Below are 20,757 nucleotides of genomic sequence, written 5' to 3'. Positions count from 1 at the left end.
CAAAATGCCAAAACGTACAGACATAAACACTATATTAATTATCGGTGCAGGCCCAATTGTGATTGGGCAAGCGTGTGAATTTGACTATTCAGGGGCGCAGGCGTGTAAAGCGTTGCGTGAAGAAGGTTATAAAGTGGTGTTAGTCAATTCTAACCCCGCCACCATTATGACTGATCCTGATATGGCAGATGTAACCTACATTGAGCCAATTACTTGGCAAACGGTCGAAAAGATTATTGAAAAAGAGCGTCCCGATGCGATTTTACCCACAATGGGCGGGCAAACTGCCTTGAATTGTGCCTTAGATCTTTCTAAAAATGGCGTGTTGAAAAAATACGCTGTCGAACTGATTGGAGCAACGGAAGATGCTATTGATAAAGCAGAAGATCGTGGTCGCTTTAAAGAAGCAATGGAAAAAATTGGCTTAAATACGCCAAAATCTTTTGTTTGCCATACTTTTGAGGAAGCTTGGGCAGCTCAGGCCGAAGTCGGTTTTCCAACGTTAATCCGTCCGTCTTTCACTATGGGTGGTTCAGGAGGAGGCATAGCCTATAACCGAGATGAATTTATCGCCATTTGTGAACGGGGATTTGATGCCTCACCCACCCACGAGTTACTTATCGAACAATCGGTATTAGGCTGGAAAGAATACGAAATGGAAGTGGTTCGTGATAAAGCCGATAACTGTATTATCATCTGCTCCATTGAAAATTTTGATCCAATGGGCGTACATACGGGCGATTCTATCACCGTTGCACCCGCGCAAACCCTCACCGATAAAGAATATCAAATTATGCGTAATGCCAGCCTTGCTGTGTTGCGTGAAATTGGGGTGGATACAGGCGGTTCAAACGTGCAATTTGCCATTAATCCAGCCAATGGTGAAATGATTGTGATTGAAATGAATCCACGCGTGAGCCGTTCTTCTGCGCTGGCATCTAAAGCAACAGGTTTCCCTATTGCAAAAGTGGCAGCCAAATTGGCGGTGGGTTATACGCTCAATGAATTGCGTAACGACATCACCGGTGGACTTATTCCTGCGTCTTTTGAACCGTCTATTGACTATGTGGTGACTAAAGTGCCACGTTTTGCCTTTGAGAAATTCCCTCAAGCAGACGATCGTTTAACCACGCAGATGAAATCCGTGGGCGAAGTAATGGCAATGGGGCGTACGTTCCAAGAAAGCTTGCAAAAAGCGTTACGAGGATTAGAAACGGGTATTTGTGGTTTCAATTTGCTGTCTGAAGCGCCTGAAAAAATACGCACCGAACTTGGTAACCCCGGGCCTAACCGCATTCTTTATGTTGCCGATGCCTTTGGCGCAGGGTTTAGCTTGGAAGAAGTACATCATTACTCAAAAATTGATCCTTGGTTTTTAGTGCAGATCCAAGATTTAGTGAAAGAAGAATTAGCCTTAGAGCAAAAAACACTTGAACAATTAGACTATGCAGAGCTTCGCCGTTTAAAACGTAAAGGTTTTTCAGATAAACGTATTGCCCAATTAGTGAAAAGTAATGAAAGTGCGGTGCGAAATTTGCGTAAATCATTCAATCTGCACCCTGTCTATAAACGGGTTGATACCTGTGCTGGGGAATTTAAATCGGATACGGCTTATCTTTATTCTACTTATGAAGAAGAATGCGAGGCGAAACCCTCTGATCGTAAGAAAATTATGATTTTAGGTGGTGGACCAAACCGAATTGGGCAAGGCATTGAATTTGACTATTGTTGTGTCCACGCCGCACTTGCCTTGCGTGAAAGCGGTTTTGAAACCATTATGGTGAACTGTAACCCTGAAACGGTTTCTACCGATTTCGATACCTCAGATCGCCTTTATTTTGAACCGCTTACCCTTGAAGATGTGTTAGAAATCATTCACCTTGAACAGCCTGATGGCGTCATTGTGCATTATGGCGGTCAAACACCGCTAAAACTTGCGAACGCCCTTGCCGAAAATGGCGTGAACATTATTGGTACATCAGCGGACAGTATTGATGCCGCAGAAGATCGTGAACGCTTCCAACAAATCCTACAACAACTCGGCTTAAAACAACCGAATAACCGTACCGCAAGAAATGCCATAGAAGCAGTCAAATTGGCTGATGAAGTGGGCTATCCACTCGTGGTTCGTCCTTCTTATGTGCTAGGCGGGCGTGCAATGCAAATCGTGTATAATGTGGAGGAACTCAACAAATATATGCGTGAAGCGGTGCAAGTTTCCGAAGATAGCCCAATTCTGCTTGATCATTTCTTAAATAATGCTATTGAAGTGGATGTGGATTGCATTTGTGATGGCGAACAGGTGGTCATCGGCGGGATTATGCAACATATTGAACAAGCGGGGATTCATAGTGGGGATAGTGCGTGTTCTCTGCCACCTTATTCCTTAAGTGCAGAGATTCAAGATGAAATCCGCCGGCAAACTGCAGCGATGGCAAAAGCATTAAATGTGGTGGGATTAATGAATGTTCAATTTGCCGTGCAAGAGGGCGTGATCTATGTCTTAGAAGTAAACCCTCGGGCAAGTCGTACTGTGCCATTTGTGAGCAAAGCCACAGGACGTCCATTAGCCAAAATCGCGGCGCGTGTAATGGCTGGCATCAGTTTGCAAGCTCAACAAATTCAAGGTGAAATTCAACCGCACTTTTATTCAGTGAAAGAAGCGGTGTTCCCGTTTATAAAATTCCCGGGGGTAGATACTATTTTAGGCCCTGAAATGCGTTCAACAGGAGAAGTGATGGGCGTGGGCGAAACATTCGCAGAAGCGTTCATTAAAGCTCAGCTTGGCGCAGGCGAACAAATCGCTAAAACAGGAAAAGTATTTATTTCTGTTGATGACAAGGATAAGCCACGCTTATTGCCGATTGCGAAAGGATTACAAGAACAGGGATATGGCTTATGTGCAACCCTTGGGACAGCCAATTTCTTGCGTGAAAACGGTATTTTTGCCCAAACGGTAAATAAAGTTCGCGAAGGGCGTCCACATATTGTTGATGCAATAAAAAATGGCGAGATTGCGATGATCATTAATACGGTAGGTAGTTTGCCTGAAAGCATTGAAGATAGCCATTCTATCCGTCGTAGTGCGTTGCAACAAAAAGTCTTTATTCAAACCACCTTGGCCGCGGCAGAAGCCTTAGTGCAAAGTATCGGCAATTTGCAAAATTACGAGGTGTATTCCTTACAATCCTTACAAACTAAGCTAAAAAGACAGTAAATCATTTACTGGTCGTTTAAATTCAAAAATAAGGCACTTTAATCAAAGTGCCTATTATTATGCTTTAAGGCAATAAGAGAAAACGGTACAACGAGCCAGTGGGATCTGGGTAAGGTGAAGGATAGGGATTAAGAAAGTCTTATCTTAGTTTGCAATGAAACGGCTTATAAAATTAAGCCTCTGTTTTATGGCATCAGTAAATTTTTATCTACGAGATGAATACAAAATAAATAAAATTGGATTTCATATTAAAACATCATTCTATTTTTAATTTATTTTCATTCTTTTTTCTTTTTTATTTGACGAAATCTTTATTTTTCATTATTTTGTTATTTGTGATTTACCTGTTTGGTAATGGCATTTGTGGAAAGGGTGATAAAAACTTATCCCTCCAAAAGCAAGCAATAAAACGGCAATTTAACGCAATGAGAGGATATTAAAATGAAAAAATATAGTGGGTTATTAATGCTTTTATGCTTTCCCCTGACAGCAAAAGCCGTTGATTGGCTACAACCTTTTTCGGTCATCAATACTGGCGATACCGCTTGGATGATGCTATCGACGATTTTAGTGTTATTTATGACGATCCCGGGCTTGGCATTATTTTATGCCGGAATGGTACGCAAAAAGAATATTTTATCCGTTATGGTGCAAAGTTTTGCTGCCTGTAGTTTGATTGCGGTAATTTGGTTTGTATGTGGTTATAGCCTAGCCTTCACCCCAAATAATGCCTTTATTGGTGGATTTGATCGTCTCTTTTTGCAAGGGTTAAATGTACTTACCTCAGAAGAAAAACTCACTGTCTATCCCGGAGCAAGTACAATTCCAGAGTCTGTTTTTATGCTATTTCAGATGGCCTTTGCCATCATTGCAGGCGCCATTATGACAGGGGCATTTGCCGAGCGAATGAAATTTAGTGCGGTGCTAATTTTTGTCGGTTTATGGACATTGCTGGTTTATGTTCCAACGGCGCACTGGGTATGGGGGATTGGCGGTTGGTTGGCTGAAGATGGCGTACTCGATTATGCCGGTGGAACAGTCATTCATATCAATGCGGGCGTAGCCGGGTTATGTGCGGCAGTTTTCATCGGAAAGCGTTATGGCTATGGAAAAGAAGTTATGGCGCCGCATAACCTCACCTTAACCCTCATTGGTTGTGCGATGTTATGGGTTGGCTGGTTCGGTTTTAATGCGGGATCTGCCTTAGCCGCAGATAGCCGTGCGGGAATGGCGCTTGCAACCACACAAATTTCTGCTGCCGTAGGGGCATTAACTTGGGTGCTTTGCGAAGTTGTCAGTAAATATAAGCCCTCTGCATTAGGTCTTGCCTCAGGGGCAATAGCAGGATTAGTGGGGATAACCCCTGCTGCTGGCTTTGTACTACCACAAAGTGCGGTATGGATTGGTGCGATTACCAGTGTAATTTGTTTCTTTACTGTTACCAAACTGAAATACAAATTAGGCTACGATGATTCTCTTGATGCCTTTGGTATTCACGGAATGGGCGGCATTGCTGGAGCAATCTTAACGGGGATTTTTGTTTCGAGTGAAGTGACAGGAAATAATAACGCAAGCCTTTGGTTACAAATTGAAAGTGTCATTATTACTTTAGTGTATAGCAGTATTATCTCACTGCTTCTATTATGGATAATGAATAAATGTATGGATCTTCGTGTCACCTTAGATGAAGAACGCCAAGGTTTAGATCTGATTTCTCACGGCGAACGTTTGGAATAATCAGGGGCTTATCAGGAGCGTAGCTCCTGATTTTTTTATGCGTTTCACGTTGAAATTCTTCTTTCTGACTTGGGAGATAATTTATTTCCTTTTCCGTGTATTCACGCTTAATATTAGCAAGGGATACAGCTAACAGAAACACTCCTATCAGCCCTTAATCCATTGAGATAGCGGTTTCACTTTTATGGGCAAATCAAAGTGCGGTGCTTTTTTCTATTGTTTTTTCGGCTGTGGCAGGGCGTGATCTGGCTTATACCCTAATTCTTGTGAAATAAGCAACGCCGTTTTTTGAATTTCATTCAACAGATAGGGAATGCCTAATTGTTTTAATTTATAAGACGACATTGACACCGAAACGGCATAATCCACATTTCCTTGATAATTAAAAATCGGGCAGGCAACGCAAACAACGCCAATTTCATTTTCTTCACGATCCATTGCAAATTGCTCTTGTCGAATATCATTCAGTTCTTTTTCCATTAAAGGAAGATGGGTTACGGTATTTGCCGTGAGTGGTTTGATATTCTCGGCTTGGCTTTGCCAATAATGTGGCAGATAATCTTTGTTTTTTTCATAGGCGAGATAAAGTTTACCCATCGCGGAACAATAAAGGGGTAAACGTTGCCCAATATAGGCCTGTGTTCTCAGCATTCCTGTTGTCGGTTCTAATTTATAGATCATAATGGCATAGTCGTTTTCCCGTTTAGAAAAATTCACGGTTTCGCCTAAGGTTAAATTCAGCGCTTCTAAATAAGGGGCGGCAATATTAATAATATTTAACGACATTAAGATTTTTTGCCCAATACTCAAGCATTTTGTGGTTAAACGATAATTGCCAGCAGTTGCCGTAGGTTGTACATACCCCTCACTTTGTAAGCCTTGTAATAATCTATGTACGGTACTTTTATTGAGCTGCGCAATCTCTGATAATTTTGCTAATGGGCAGCCATTCGGGTAATTGCTCAAAATTTCAAGTAATCTTAAACCACGACTTAAGCTCTGATTTCCATTGGATTTATCGTCTGACATAAGGTTGCTCCTCTCTTTTCTGTTAGCCAGAAGTATAATGAATTTTTACTTCCTTTTCTATTTCACATTGTGAAATATTATTTCGATTAATTGAGATGTAGATCACAATTCTAGAAAAATGTTTTTAACATATTGATTTTTAATGGGTTTTATTTTCTCTTTAAGATTGACTTTCTACATAGCCATAATGTAACTTATGAAACATAATTTCACAATATGAAATAAGAGGTGAGTATGTTAGTTTCTTATAATGAGTTAAAAGCTGAATTTAAACGTGTGCTGCTTGCACGTAATGTCCGTGAAGAGATTGCCGAAGAATGCGCAACGGCCTTTGCAGATACCACGCAGGCGGGGGCTTATTCTCACGGCGTGAATCGTTTTCCACGTTTTATTCAACAACTAGAAAATGGCGACATTGTGCCAGAAGCCGTGCCGACCAAAGTGCTTTCTTTAGGGGCGGTTGAACAGTGGGATGCCCATCAGGCAATGGGGAATTTAACCGCTAAAAAAATGATGGATCGTGCAATGGAAATTGCCGATCAATATGGTATCGGCGTGGTGGCATTGCGTAACGCAAACCACTGGATGCGCGGAGGAAGTTACGGCTGGCAAGCTGCAGAGAAAGGTTATATCGGCATTTGCTGGACCAATGCACTGGCAGTAATGCCACCTTGGGGAGCAAAAGAATGTCGAATTGGCACAAATCCTTTGATTGTTGCTGTCCCAACTACGCCAATTACAATGGTAGATATGTCTTGTTCGATGTATTCCTACGGGATGTTAGAAGTTCACCGTTTAGCTGGACGACAAACATTTGTTGATGCCGGATTTGATGATGAAGGCAACTTAACGCGTGATCCTGCCACAGTAGAAAATAATCGTCGTTTATTACCAATGGGATTTTGGAAAGGGTCGGGATTATCTATCGTACTAGATATGATCGCCACCTTGCTTTCTAATGGGCTATCCACCGCTGCCGTGACAGAAGATAAAGATGATGAATACTGTGTTTCACAAGTGTTTATTGCTATCGAAGTAGATCGTCTTATTGATGGAAAAACCAAAGAAGAGAAACTCACACGTATTATGGATTATGTCCGTACTGCGGAACGTGCTGATCCTGAGGTGGCGATACGTCTGCCGGGACACGAATTTACCACGATTTTAGCGGAGAATAAAGCAAATGGCATTCCCGTTGATGATACGGTATGGGCAAAACTCAAAGCCTTATAAGCTGAAATAGAAGGAGTGACAGGATGTACTTTGGACATATTTCTAATGTAAATAATAATGGGTTTCCCGAGGCGATTAACATTGCCTTGGCTTATCTAAAAAATACCGATTTTGACACCCTGCCTGCGGGTTGTTATGAAATTAAAGAGCGGTTGATTTTTGCCCAAGTTTTAGATCTCGAAACAAAGCCTAAATCTGAGATTTTGCCCGAAGTTCATCGTCGTTACCTTGATGTGCAATACCTACATTCAGGGCAAGAACGTATCGGTATTGCACCAGATCTTGGCAATAACCAGATTGCACAAGCGTACAATGCGGAAAGAGACATCCTGTTTTACCAAGATGCAGAAAATGAAAGTGAATTGATTATGCGAAAAGGGAATTTTGCGATTTTCTTTCCTGAAGACATTCATCGCCCTGCGTGTATTGATCTGCAATCTAGCAATATTCGTAAGGTTGTCGTCAAAATTGCAATCAGTGAGATTTGAGGTGAAAAATGAAATCTCTTGTCAATTTTATTCAAAAAACACTCAGCATTACCGTGGTGAGCATTCTTGCTACGATGTCGTGCTTAGTTTTTCTCAATGTGGTGTTACGTTATGGCTTCAACAGTAGCATTAACATCACCGAGGAAGTCTCTCGCTATTTATTTGTGTGGCTGACTTTCCTTGGTGCAATTTTAGCCTTTAATGATGATCAACACGTTCACGTAACGATTTTAACCCATAAGCTTTCTGCTTATCAGCGTCATCTTCTCAGTCTATTGACTGACGGACTTATGTTGTTCTGTTGCTATTTGATTATTCGCGGTGGCTGGACACAATTTGAGCTTAATTTAACCAATTATGCACCCATTTCTGGATTACCACAGGGGATTACCTACTTAGCAAGTGTTGTTGCTGGTGTCTTTATTGGCTTACTGCTAAGCATACGTTTAGTTGCAAACCTTCGTTTATTATTGAAAGGGGGCATTCAATGACCGTTATTATTTTCCTTTCTGTTTTACTCGGTGCGATTATTCTAGGTATTCCCGTTGCTTTCTCACTATTAATTTGTGGGATTGCCTTGATGATCCATTTGGATTTATTTGATGCTCAAATTTTGGCACAACAAATTGTGAGTGGTGCAGATAGCTTTTCATTAATGGCTATTCCCTTTTTTATTCTTGCTGGCGAAATTATGAATGAGGGCGGGTTGTCCAAACGCATTATTGATTTGCCAATGAAATTGGTCGGACATAAGCGTGGTGGGCTAGGATTTGTTGCCATTTTAGCCGCAATGATTATGGCAAGCTTATCCGGCTCGGCGGTGGCGGATACCGCGGCAGTGGCTGCAATGTTATTACCGATGATGAAAACCACAGGCTACCCTTTAGGGCGTTCTGCGGGATTAATTGGTACGGCGGGTATTATTGCCCCGATCATTCCCCCTTCAATTCCGTTTATTGTGTTTGGCGTGGCGAGCGGGGTATCCATTACAAAACTCTTCTTAGCGGGTATCTTCCCCGGCGTATTAATGGGCTGTTGCCTAGCCGCACTGTGGTGGTGGCAAGCAAAACGGCTTAATTTAATGACATTTTCTAAAGCGACAAAACAAGAACTATGTATTTCCTTTAAAAACAGTGTATGGGCGTTGTTATTACCTGTCATTATTATTGGGGGATTCCGTTTAGGCATCTTCACCCCAACAGAAGCCGGGGCAGTCGCAACGTTCTACGCCTTGTTTGTGGCAGTATTTATCTATCGCGAACTGAAGATCAGCGCGTTATATAAAGTGTTATTTTCCGCAGCAAAAACAACCGGCGTGGTAATGTTTTTAGTGGCAGCTGCGAATGTAACGGGGTGGCTAATTACCGTTGCAGAGTTGCCTCAAATGATTACAGAGTTATTAGAACCTTTGATTAACTCACCAACCTTATTGCTGATTGTCATTATGCTGGTGGTATTTATTGTGGGTATGGTAATGGATTTAACCCCAACCGTGTTGATTTTAACCCCTGTGTTAATGCCACTAGTTGAAGAAGCGGGCATTGATCCCGTGTATTTCGGCGTGCTATTTATTTTAAATACGTCGATTGGGTTAATTACCCCACCTGTCGGTAATGTATTAAATGTGATTACGGGCGTGTCAAAACTGCCATTTGATGAAGCCGCAAAAGGCATTTTACCTTATATGTTAATGATGATTATTTTGCTCTTTGCTTTCATCTTTGTCCCTTCATTAATTTTAACGCCACTTTCGTGGATGCAACCTTAAACCCAAGGAGAGAACTATGAAACTATTCAATCTAAAAACCTTAGCAACCTTAGTAACTAGTGCGTTTATGCTAGCTTCAACCGCTAATGCGGCAACCACATTACGTTTTGGTTATGAAGCTCCTCGTAGTGATACACAACACATTGCCGCGAAAAAATTTAATGAATTGTTAAAAGAAAAAACCAAAGGAGAATTAAAGCTCAGCTTATTTCCAGATAGCACCTTAGGCAATGCACAAACGATGATTAGTGCAGTACGCGGCGGCACTATTGATATTGAAATGTCTGGTTCACCAAATTTCACTGGGTTAGAACCGAAATTAAATGTGATTGATATTCCGTTTATTTTTAAAGATCGTGAACACGTGTATAAAGTGCTAGATGGTGAGATTGGACAAGGGTTATTGAAAGATCTTGAAGCGCAAGGATTAAAAGGCTTAGCATTTTGGGACGTCGGATTCCGTGCCTTTTCTAATTCTAAACACCCCGTAACTAAACCTGAAGATATTAAAGGATTGAAAGTGCGTACAAACCAAAACCCAATGTATATTCAAGCCTTTAGCCTATTAGGTGCAAACCCCGTTCCAATGCCACTTTCAGAGCTTTATACCGCACTTGAAACCCGTGCGGTGGATGCACAAGAACATCCCATTGGCATTTTCTGGTCAGCAAAATTGTATGAAGTACAAAAATATTTAAGCCAAACCAATCACGGTTATACGCCATTAATTGTTGTGATGAACAAAGCCAAATTTGATGGGCTTAGCCCAGCATTACAACAAGCGATTGTTTCTGCGGCAAAAGAAGCGGGGCAATATCAGCGTGATCTCAATGTAAAAAATGAACAAGAGATTATCGCGAATTTACGCAAAGCAGGGGTAGAAGTGATTGAAAAAGTCGATACCACCCCATTTAAAACAGTGATTGAAGCGGACGTACGCAAATCGTTTATTGATAAACACGGCGATACCTTAGTAAAAGAAATTGATGCGTTAGCACAATAATTCATCGGTCAATCATTAGAGAAAGTGCGGTGTAATTTTTACGCATTTTGTATAGAACACCGCCACTTTTTGATTGAAGAATAAAAGAGGTTGCCTGATGAATTGCAGTTTGGAGTAGAAAGAATGGATTACTATTTAGGCATTGATTGCGGTGGTACCTTTATCAAAGCCGCATTATTTGATGCAAAGGGAAAAATGTTTGCCTGCATACGAGAAAATGTGCCAGTCATTAGTGAGCAAGCCGGCTATGCGGAGCGTGATATGACGCATTTATGGCAAGTTTGTGCTAACGTCATCAAAAAGACCATTACGCAAAGTGAGATCTGCCCGACACATATTAAAGGGGTTGGCATTTCTGCTCAAGGTAAAGGTGTTTTTTTACTTGATCAACAAAATGCCCCGCTTGGACGAGCCATTCTTTCCTCAGATCAACGCGCATTAGAAATTGTACGGCAATGGCAACAAGCTGGGATTCCTGAAAAATTATATCCCCACACACGGCAGACATTATGGACCGGACATCCTGTTTCGATCTTACGCTGGCTTAAAGATTATGAACCTGAGCGTTATCACAATATCGGGGCAATCTTGATGTCGCACGATTACCTGCGTTTTTGTTTAACGGGGGAATTGGCTTGTGAAGAAACCAATATTTCAGAATCCAATTTATACAATATGCAGACGCAACACTATGATCCTCAGTTAGCGGAAATGCTTGGATTAGAACACATCACCGAAAAACTGCCCCCAATTGTCAAAGCCAATCAAATCGCCGGCTACGTCAATGCCGAAGCCGCCAAACTCACTGGCTTAGCCCAAGGTACGCCCGTTGTAGGGGGATTGTTTGATGTGGTTTCTACGGCGCTTTGTGCGGGATTAGATGATGAAACAAAATTAAATATCGTGTTAGGGACTTGGTCTGTTGTGAGTGGCGTGACAGATCATATTGATGATACTCAACACATTCCCTTCGTGTATGGACGTTATGCACAAAAAGGCAAATTTATTATTCACGAAGCTAGCCCCACTTCAGCGGGCAATCTTGAATGGTTTGTAAAAGAATGGGGCAATCTGAGTTATCAAACCATCAATGATGGCGTTGCCGCATTACCCGTCAGTGAAAGTGCGGTGCTTTTTGTGCCATTTTTATATGGTTCAAATGCAGGGCTTGGTATGAAATCAGGGTTTTATGGTATTCAAGCTCATCACAACAAAATGCATTTATTCCAAGCGATTTATGAAGGTGTGCTATTTAGTATGAAATATCACCTTGATCGTATGTTGCAACGATTCCCTAATCCACAAGTGTTGCGTATTACAGGTGGTCCTGCAAAATCCCAAGTATGGATGCAAATGCTCGCTGATCTCACGGGAATGAAAATTGAAGTCCCTGAGATTGAAGAAACAGGCTGTCTTGGCGCGGCAATGATGGCAATGGAAGGCACGCGAGGGCATACAATGTCAATGACGACCAAACAACAATGCTTTATACCTAATTCGCAAAACTTTGCAATTTATCAGAAAAAATATCAGCGTTATCAACAGTTTGTTTCCGCATTACAAGCCTTGCTGTAAACAAAAGTGCGGTTGAAATTTTATGACTTTTTATTAGGACGAAACAATGAGAAAACACAAACTCGGCATTTATGAAAAAGCCCTACCCAAAAACATCAGCTGGCAAGATAGACTTTCCATCGCCAAAGCCTGTGGCTTTGATTTTGTCGAAATCTCCATTGATGAAACAGATGAACGATTGAGCCGATTAGATTGGAGCAAGGCACAACGCCTTGAACTGGTGCAAGCCATTATCAATACGGGCGTAACCATTCCCTCAATGTGCCTTTCAGCCCATCGCCGCTTTCCTTTTGGCAGCCACGATGAAACCATTCGCCAAAAAGCCTATGAGATTATGGAAAAAGCCATTCAGTTGGCGGTAGATGTGGGTATCCGCACCATTCAATTAGCGGGTTATGATGTGTATTACGAAGAACAAGACGAAAGCACGTTAGCACGCTTTCAACAAGGAATGGAATGGGCGGTTGAGTTAGCGGCAAGCAATCAAGTCACACTTGCAATGGAAATTATGGATACCCCCTTTATGAGTTCCATTACCCGCTGGAAAAAATGGGATAACCTCATTCGCTCCCCTTGGTTTACTGTCTATCCTGACCTCGGCAATCTTTCTGCGTGGAATGATAATGTGGTCGAGGAATTACAATTAGGCATCGACAAAATTTCCGCGATTCATTTGAAAGACACCTATAAAGTTACCGAAACCTGCAAAGGGCAATTCCGCGATGTCCCCTTTGGCAAAGGCTACGTAGATTTTGTCACCTGCTTTAAAACCCTTGCCGAGCTAAATTATCGCGGGGCGTTTCTCATTGAAATGTGGACAGAAAAAGCTGATGAACCGATTGAAGAAATCATCAACGCACGCCGTTTTATTGAACAACAAATGCAACAAGGAGGATTCCAATGCTAGCCGAATTACGCGAAAAAGTGTTACACGCCAATCTTGCCCTACCAAAACATCATTTGGTGACCTTTACGTGGGGAAATGTCAGCGAAATAGACCGCACTTCAGGGCTGGTCGCCATTAAGCCATCAGGGGTGGACTATGACAAGATGACGGCAGAGGATATTGTGATTGTCGATGTGCATACAGGGGAACGCGTGTGGGGAAATAAAAAACCGTCTTCAGATACCCCAACTCATCTAGCCCTGTATCGTCAATTTCCTGATATTGGTGGAATCGTACATACCCACTCACGGCACGCCACCATTTGGGCGCAAGCTGGGTTAGATTTAATTGCCGCCGGCACAACCCACGCGGATTATTTTTATGGCAGCATTCCTTGTACGCGAAAAATGACTGACGAAGAAATTAACGGGAATTACGAGCTTGAAACCGGCAATGTGATTGTGGAAACCTTCCGCCAGCGCAAGATTAATGCGAAAGATGTGCCAGCCGTATTAGTCCATTCACACGGACCTTTTGCGTGGGGAAGCGATGCAGAAAATGCGGTGCATAACGCAGTTGTGTTAGAAGAAATTGGCTATATGAATTTATTTAGCCATCAGTTAAATGCAAATTTAACCTCAATGCAACCCGTGTTATTGGATAAACATTATTTGCGTAAACACGGCAAAAATGCGTATTATGGGCAGTAAAAGGAGGCAATAATGGCAAAACCGTTATTACAAATTGCATTAGATTCATTAACTCTTGAAAAAGGATTAGTGGATGCTAAACAGACTGCCCCTTTTGTTGATGTGATTGAAGTCGGGACGATTTTAGCTTGTGCAGAAGGAATGAAATCAGTCAAAATTTTGACCGCACTTTATCCTGAACATATTATTGTCTGTGATCTAAAAACAACCGATGGTGGCGCAATTCTCGCGCAAATGGCCTTTGATGCCGGCGCTGATTGGCTGACAGTTTCGGCGGCAGCACATCCAGCAACCAAAGCAAGTTGTCAGCAAGTTGCAGACGCCTTTAATAAAGCCCACCCCGATCTGAAAGTAAAAAAAGAAATCCAAATTGAATTGTATGGTAACTGGACACTTGATGATGCAAAACAATGGTTAGATCTCGGTGTAACGCAGGCGATTTATCACCGTTCTAGAGATGCTGAATTAGCAGGGAAAGGGTGGACAGAGACGGATCTTCACTTGATGAAACAACTTTCTGAACTTGGTTTTTCGCTTTCTATTACAGGAGGCATTGTTCCACAAGATATTCATTTATTTAAAGAGATTAAAAACGTGAAAGCCTTTATTGCAGGCAGAGCATTAGTTGGGGATAGCGGACAAGCAACGGCGAGCGCAATATTAACTGAAATAGATCGTTACTGGTCGTAATGCGTTCTTTCAGTCTCTTATCAGATACCAAACGATGATGTTTGGTATCTTTTATTCATTAGGCATAACGCTTATAAATACTAATCAAATTAATTGCTATTTTTTCACAATAAATCGGGTAGAATAACCAGAATTCAGTTTTTACATTTGATAACTAGGAGAACAAAAATGTCGAATCGAAAAGAATTAGCCAATGCCATTCGTTTTTTAAGTATGGATGCCGTGCAAAAAGCCAAATCAGGGCATCCAGGGGCGCCAATGGGAATGGCGGATATTGCAGAAGTATTATGGCGTGATTTTTTAGTACATAACCCAACCAATCCTAAATGGTCAAACCGCGATAGATTTGTGTTATCAAATGGTCACGGCTCAATGCTTATTTATAGCTTATTACACCTTACTGGTTATGATTTATCTATTTCCGACCTTCAACAATTCCGTCAATTACATTCCAAAACTCCGGGACACCCTGAATATGGCTATGCACCGGGCGTAGAGACCACCACTGGGCCATTAGGTCAGGGTATTACCAATGCGGTAGGTATGGCGATTGCAGAGAAAACCCTTGCTGCCCAATTTAACCGCCCAGACCACGAAATTATCAACCACTACACTTACGCCTTTTTGGGTGATGGCTGTTTAATGGAAGGGATTTCACATGAGGCGTGTTCATTAGCGGGAACCTTAGGCTTAGGCAAATTAATTGCTTTCTATGATGACAACAATATTTCCATTGATGGCGAAGTAGACGGTTGGTTCACCGATAACACAAAACAACGTTTTGAAGCCTATAATTGGCAAGTTATTGGTCAAATTGACGGGCATAATCCCGAAGCCATTGCTGAAGCAATTAAACAAGCGCAAGCAGAGAAACATCGCCCAACTTTGATTATCTGTAAAACAACCATTGGTTATGGCTCACCAAACAAAGCCGGTTCACACGACAGTCACGGTGCGCCATTAGGTGAGGAAGAAATCGCCTTAACCCGTAAAAATTTAGGATGGAACTACGCACCGTTTGACATTCCAGCAGAAATTTATGCCCAATGGGATGCGAAAGAAAAAGGTCAGCAAGCAGAACAGGCGTGGAATGAAAAATGGACAGCCTATCGCCAAGCTTATCCTGAATTAAGTGCTGAGCTTGAACGTCGCTTAAGCGGGGAATTACCGGCGAATTGGGCAACCGAAAGCCAAGCATTCATTGAAAAGTTACAAGCAAATCCTGCCAGCATTGCGAGCCGTAAAGCCTCACAGAACGCCATTGAAGCTTATGCCCCATTATTGCCAGAATTGTTAGGCGGTTCAGCGGATTTAGCGGGATCTAACTTAACCTTATGGTCAGGTTCACGCCCAATTCGTGCAACAGCAAACCAAGATGGTAATTACCTCAACTACGGCGTGCGTGAATTCGGTATGTCTGCCATTATGAATGGAATTGCCTTACACGGTGGCTTCATTCCTTATGGTGCAACGTTCTTAATGTTTATGGAATATGCGCATAATGCCGTAAGAATGGCAGCATTAATGAAACAACGTGCGTTATTTGTTTATACTCACGACTCCATTGGTTTAGGTGAAGATGGCCCAACTCACCAGCCAGTAGAACAAACCGCGACATTACGTTTAATCCCAAATTTAGAAACGTGGCGTCCGTGCGACCAAGTGGAATCAGCAGTCGCGTGGAAATCCGCCATTGAGCGTAAAGATGGCCCGAGCGCGATGATTTTCAGCCGTCAAAATTTAACTCAAATGGACAGAACCCCAGCACAATTAGCCAATGTCGCACGTGGTGGTTATATTTTAACAGATAGCGAAGGTACGCCAGATTTAATCTTCATTGCAACTGGTTCAGAAGTTGAATTAGCCGTAAAAGCTGCAGAGCAACTTCGTCAAGAAGGTAAAAACGTGCGTGTGGTTTCAATGCCTTCAACCAACGTGTTTGACAAACAAGATGACGCATACCGTGAAAGCGTGTTGCCAAGTAACGTGACCAAACGTGTTGCGATTGAAGCAGGCATTAGCGAATTTTGGTATAAATACGTTGGTTTTGGTGGACGAATCGTGGGAATGAACACCTTTGGCGAATCAGCACCAGCGGGTGAATTATTCAAACTGTTTGGCTTCACCGTAGAAAATGTCATCGCAAAAGCGAAAGAAATTCTATAATTTTTGACCGCACTGTTATTTTGGTAAAAACCTTGAGTTTCGACTCAAGGTTTTTTTGTTTGTGTATAAAGTCTCTGAATTATCCTGAGTTCTTGTTATATTTTTCAAATCTTTTCTCTCAAAATTTGATCCCTGCCACAAAAATGAAATTTATTTTTCATTTTTATTTTATTTGAAATGAAAGTGTGATTATATAGTGCCTGAATAAGTCTTAGGGTAACGAGGAGAGAAAGATGAAAACAGTTAGACTGACAGTTGCGCAAGCCTTAATAAAATTCTTAGATAATCAGTATGTTGAATTTGATGGCAAAGTGACGAAGTTTATTGAGGGTATCTTTGGGATCTTTGGACACGGAAATGTGCTGGGATTAGGACAAGCGCTTGAGCAAAATTCAGGCGATTTAATCGTTAGACAAGGACGTAATGAACAAGGAATGGCACACGTTGCTATCGGTTTTGCTAAACAGAAATTACGTAAACAAATCTATGCGTGTACATCTTCAGTTGGGCCAGGTGCTGCGAATATGATTACTGCTGCTGCAACTGCAACAGCCAACCGTATCCCTTTACTTTTATTACCGGGCGATGTATTTGCGACACGTCAGCCAGATCCAGTGTTGCAACAAATTGAGCAACCTTATGATTTAAGTATTAGCACGAATGATGCTTTTCGAGCGGTGAGTAAATATTGGGATCGTGTAAATCGTCCAGAGCAACTAATGACAGCCTGTATTAATGCAATGCGCGTACTGACAGATCCAGCGGAAACGGGGGCAGTAACGATTGCTTTGCCACAAGATGTACAGGGGGAGGCTTATGATTTTCCAGAGGCATTCCTAACAAAACGTATTCATCGTATTGAGCGTACATTACCAACAGAACCAATGTTACAAGATGCATTGGCATTAATTCAATCAAAGAAAAAACCACTTATTATTTGTGGTGGTGGAGTACGTTATTCAGAGGCAGCAGAACAATTAAAAGCCTTTGCTGAAATTTATAATATCCCCTTTGCCGAGACGCAAGCAGGAAAAAGTGCGGTGATTTCTTCCCATTATTTGAATGTTGGCGGGGTGGGGGAAACGGGGTGTTTATCTGCTAATTTACTTGCCAAAGAAGCGGATCTAATTATTGGTATTGGGACAAGATATACAGATTTTACCACTTCTTCAAAATGGATTTTCCAACACCCTGAAGTGAAATACCTTAACATCAATATTGCTCGTTTTGATGCTTATAAATTAGATGGTGTACAAATCACCGCGGATGCAAAAGAAACGTTAGAAAAATTGACCGCACTTCTCGCATCAACAGGCTATCAAAGTGCGTGGGGGGAAGCAATTTCTCAAGCTAAGCAACAGTTTGAACAAGAATTGGAGCGTCTTTACCACCTATCTTATAACGAAAATAATTTTATCCCAGAAGTAGATGATAATTTAAATCGTACAGAAGTATTTGAAGAATTTATTAGGCTTACTGATTCTCATTTAACCCAAAGCCGTGTACTGGGTATTTTGAATGAAACATTAGGGGATAATGATGTGATTGTTGGAGCGGCAGGTAGTTTACCTGGTGATTTACAACGAGTATGGCAATCTAAAGGTGTTAATACTTATCATTTGGAATATGGTTATTCTTGTATGGGCTATGAGGTAAATGCTGCTCTTGGGGTGAAATTAGCACAGCCACAACGAGAAGTTTATGCGTTGTTAGGTGATGGTTCTTATATGATGCTTCATTCTGAATTGGTGACTTCTATTCAAGAAGGCAAGAAAGTTAATGTAGTCTTGTTTGATAATATGACCAATGGCTGTATTAACAATCTTCAAATTGGACACGGTATGGATAGCTTTGCGACAGAATTTCGTTTTAGAAATGCGGAAACAAATAAGCTCAATGGCGGTTTTGTTCCCGTTGATTTTGCTATGAATGCGGCTTCTTATGGTTGTAAAACCTACCGTGTAACGACAGAAGAAGAACTGATCGAAGCCTTGTATGATGCACAAAAACAATCTGTCTCTACCTTAATTGATGTGAAAGTACTACCGAAAACAATGTTGCATTCGTACGGCAGTTGGTGGCACGTTGGCGTCGCAGAAGTTTCCGAAAAAGAACGAATTCAACAGGCTTATGAAAATGCAGTAAAACGCATAAATGAAGCAAGACGTTATTAATTATTTCATTGTTTAAGAAGGAAAAATTATGAAAGCTGAAAATGTAAGATTGGGGATTGCACCTATTGGTTGGACAAACGATGACTTACCTGAATTAGGCGCAGAGAATACTTTTGAGCAATGTGTGAGTGAAATGGCGTTGGCTGGTTATACAGGGTGTGAAGTAGGAAATAAATACCCGCGCGATGTGGACGTATTGAAGCATAAGCTCAGTGTTCGTGGCATACAAATTTGTAACGCGTGGTTTAGTACTTTCTTTGTGGATGGAAAAAAAGAGCAGACTCTACAAGATTTTATTAAACATCGTGATTTTTTACACGCAATGGGAGCGAAAGTAATTGGCTGTTCCGAACAAAGTCGCAGCATTCAAGGCTTACCGAAATCAATTTTTAATGAGAAAACGGTTTTTACGGATGCAGAATGGCAGTTATTAGCTGAGGGGTACAATGAATTAGCTAAATTAGCTGCAGAAAAAGGAATGCGAGTGTGTTTACATCACCATATGGGAACAGGGATCCAAACGCCAGAAGAAATTGATCGTTATATGTCCGTAGTAAATGATGATGTCTATCTTTTATTTGATTCTGGTCATTTGTACTACTCTGAAGGTTCTCAACACGCGATGCTTGATGTCCTAGAGAAATATATCGATCGCATTATTCACGTTCATTTGAAAGATGTTCGTGATGAAGTGGTTAATGAAGTGCGGTTGAAAAATCTTAGTTTTTTAGAAGGCGTGAAAAAAGGAACATTTACCGTACCAGGTGATGGCGTGATTGATTTTAAACCTATCTTTGAAATCTTAGATAGACATAATTACAAAGGCTGGATGGTGGTAGAAGCAGAACAAGATCCTGCTGTTGCTAATCCATTTGAATATGCGGTGAAAGGTCGTAAATATATTAAAGAGGTAGCAGGAGTTTAATATGATTAAAGTAGGTATTATTGGTGCTGGCCGTATTGGCCGCGTGCATTCTGAAAGCATTAGTAAATATGTTAAAGGGGCAGAAATTAAAGCGATTTCAGATATTCGTGTCACAGATGAACTTCAGCAATGGGCGAAAGAAATAAGTATTCCAAATGTTTATGATGATTACCAAAAGATTCTGCAAGATCCTGAAATTGATGCTGTGCTAGTTTGTTCTTCAACCAACACCCACGCCCCAATTTCTATCGAAGCAGCGCGGGCTGGTAAGCATATTTTTTGTGAAAAACCAATTGATGCGAATGTGGAGCGCATTCAAGAAGTGCTTAACGAAGTGGAAAAAGCTGGGGTGAAATTCCAAGTGGGATTTAACCGTCGTTTTGATCATAACTTCAAAGCAATAAAACAACGTGTAATTGCAGGTGATATTGGTGAGCCTCATTTAATTCGTATTACCTCAAGGGATCCAGCTGCACCGCCGATAGAATATGTTAAAGTATCGGGAGGAATGTTCTTTGATATGACAATTCACGATTTTGATATGATCCGCTATTTATCTGGCAGTGAAGTCATAGAAGTTTATGCGACAGGTAGTGTACTTGTTGATCCAGCTATTGGTGAGGCTGGTGATATTGATACTGCTGTGATCACCTTGAAATTAGCTAACGGCGCAATTGGCATAATTGATAATAGTCGTAAAGCCGTTTATGGTTATGATCAACGTGCGGAAGTATTTGGGTCAAAAGGTGCAGTACAAACGCGTAATGATACAGATTCTACTGCAGTATATTCTTGCGAAACAGGCATTATCTCAGAAAAACCAAAATACTTTTTTTTAGAGCGCTATATGCAATCTTTTGCCGATGAAATGGTATGTTTTGTGGATTCAGTGGTGAATGATAAACCCACATTAGTCAATGGTAACGATGGTTTGCAACCCGTACTTATTGCCCTTGCAGCAAAAAAATCTTTAGATGAAGGGCGACCTGTTAAGTTGAGTGACATTGCTTAAAAGGATTGAAAACAAATGAGAGCCAAACAGCTCTCATTTTTTATGGGTAAACAAGATGTATGTGTATTCCAAAACATTTAACAACTCAGCGATATGACTATACGCAATATCGTTTATTATGGTTATCAACACTACCTTGTTTTA

General features: G+C 41.3%; 16 protein-coding genes. 15 read left to right on the top strand and 1 reads right to left on the bottom strand.

The features are described 5' to 3' along the window. Positions 1-4 precede the first annotated feature (4 nt). On the top strand, positions 5-3,217 hold the full coding sequence (carB, locus tag L5B90_RS06315; protein ID WP_250351374.1) for a carbamoyl-phosphate synthase large subunit: 3,213 nt from the start codon (positions 5-7) through the stop codon (positions 3,215-3,217). Positions 3,218-3,658: 441 nt separating this feature from the next. Continuing rightward, a complete protein-coding gene (locus L5B90_RS06310) occupies positions 3,659-4,954 on the top strand; it encodes an ammonium transporter (RefSeq protein WP_265762409.1) in 1,296 nt (431 codons plus the stop codon). Positions 4,955-5,167: 213 nt separating this feature from the next. Here the strand turns inward: L5B90_RS06310 and L5B90_RS06305 are convergent, their stop codons facing one another. Further along, positions 5,168-5,983, bottom strand: coding sequence for an IclR family transcriptional regulator (locus L5B90_RS06305; RefSeq protein ID WP_250351376.1), 816 nt, complete (start codon positions 5,981-5,983; stop codon positions 5,168-5,170). A 234-nt stretch (positions 5,984-6,217) separates the two neighbouring features. Here L5B90_RS06305 and yiaK point away from each other — a divergent pair, with 234 nt between their 5' ends. From yiaK to iolG, 13 genes are all read left to right on the top strand, one after another. Further along, positions 6,218-7,216, top strand: a complete 999-nt coding sequence (gene yiaK, locus L5B90_RS06300) for a 3-dehydro-L-gulonate 2-dehydrogenase (protein WP_250351377.1) — start codon at positions 6,218-6,220, stop codon at positions 7,214-7,216. Between the two features lie 23 nt (positions 7,217-7,239). After that, complete coding sequence (locus L5B90_RS06295) at positions 7,240-7,704, top strand: YhcH/YjgK/YiaL family protein (RefSeq protein ID WP_250351378.1); 465 nt, start codon at positions 7,240-7,242, stop codon at positions 7,702-7,704. A gap of 8 nt (positions 7,705-7,712) precedes the next feature. Then, positions 7,713-8,195: a TRAP transporter small permease gene (locus L5B90_RS06290; RefSeq protein ID WP_250363905.1), complete on the top strand. Its 483-nt coding sequence runs from the start codon at positions 7,713-7,715 to the stop codon at positions 8,193-8,195. Continuing rightward, the gene (locus L5B90_RS06285; RefSeq protein WP_250351380.1) at positions 8,192-9,472 is read left to right on the top strand and encodes a TRAP transporter large permease subunit; all 1,281 of its coding nucleotides are present in this window, start codon (positions 8,192-8,194) and stop codon (positions 9,470-9,472) included. Before L5B90_RS06290 ends, L5B90_RS06285 begins: the two co-directional genes overlap by 4 nt. A gap of 16 nt (positions 9,473-9,488) precedes the next feature. Beyond that, complete coding sequence (locus L5B90_RS06280; RefSeq protein ID WP_250351381.1) at positions 9,489-10,475, top strand: TRAP transporter substrate-binding protein; 987 nt, start codon at positions 9,489-9,491, stop codon at positions 10,473-10,475. A 123-nt stretch (positions 10,476-10,598) separates the two neighbouring features. Next, positions 10,599-12,050 (top strand): FGGY-family carbohydrate kinase, encoded by a 1,452-nt coding sequence (locus tag L5B90_RS06275; protein WP_265762408.1) that lies wholly within the window; start codon positions 10,599-10,601, stop codon positions 12,048-12,050. 46 nt (positions 12,051-12,096) lie between these two features. Beyond that, positions 12,097-12,957, top strand: coding sequence for an L-ribulose-5-phosphate 3-epimerase (locus tag L5B90_RS06270; protein ID WP_265762258.1), 861 nt, complete (start codon positions 12,097-12,099; stop codon positions 12,955-12,957). After that, positions 12,951-13,646 (top strand): L-ribulose-5-phosphate 4-epimerase, encoded by a 696-nt coding sequence (gene araD / locus L5B90_RS06265; protein ID WP_250363909.1) that lies wholly within the window; start codon positions 12,951-12,953, stop codon positions 13,644-13,646. Before L5B90_RS06270 ends, araD begins: the two co-directional genes overlap by 7 nt. 12 nt (positions 13,647-13,658) lie before the next feature. Continuing rightward, positions 13,659-14,336 (top strand): 3-keto-L-gulonate-6-phosphate decarboxylase UlaD, encoded by a 678-nt coding sequence (locus tag L5B90_RS06260; protein ID WP_265762407.1) that lies wholly within the window; start codon positions 13,659-13,661, stop codon positions 14,334-14,336. Between the two features lie 168 nt (positions 14,337-14,504). Beyond that, positions 14,505-16,502, top strand: coding sequence for a transketolase (tkt, locus tag L5B90_RS06255; RefSeq protein ID WP_265762406.1), 1,998 nt, complete (start codon positions 14,505-14,507; stop codon positions 16,500-16,502). 233 nt (positions 16,503-16,735) lie between these two features. Next, on the top strand, positions 16,736-18,676 hold the full coding sequence (gene iolD, locus L5B90_RS06250) for a 3D-(3,5/4)-trihydroxycyclohexane-1,2-dione acylhydrolase (decyclizing) (protein WP_250363912.1): 1,941 nt from the start codon (positions 16,736-16,738) through the stop codon (positions 18,674-18,676). A gap of 28 nt (positions 18,677-18,704) precedes the next feature. Further along, positions 18,705-19,601: a myo-inosose-2 dehydratase gene (iolE, locus tag L5B90_RS06245; protein ID WP_250363913.1), complete on the top strand. Its 897-nt coding sequence runs from the start codon at positions 18,705-18,707 to the stop codon at positions 19,599-19,601. 1 nt (position 19,602) lies between these two features. Beyond that, entirely contained in the window at positions 19,603-20,613 is a 1,011-nt protein-coding gene (iolG, locus tag L5B90_RS06240) for an inositol 2-dehydrogenase (RefSeq protein WP_250363914.1), read from the top strand. Positions 20,614-20,757: the final 144 nt, after the last annotated feature.

The sequence above is a fragment of the Avibacterium sp. 20-129 genome, from assembly GCF_026226845.1.
GTDB lineage: Bacteria > Pseudomonadota > Gammaproteobacteria > Enterobacterales > Pasteurellaceae > Avibacterium.
This window is presented reverse-complemented; position numbering and strand designations above follow the sequence as displayed.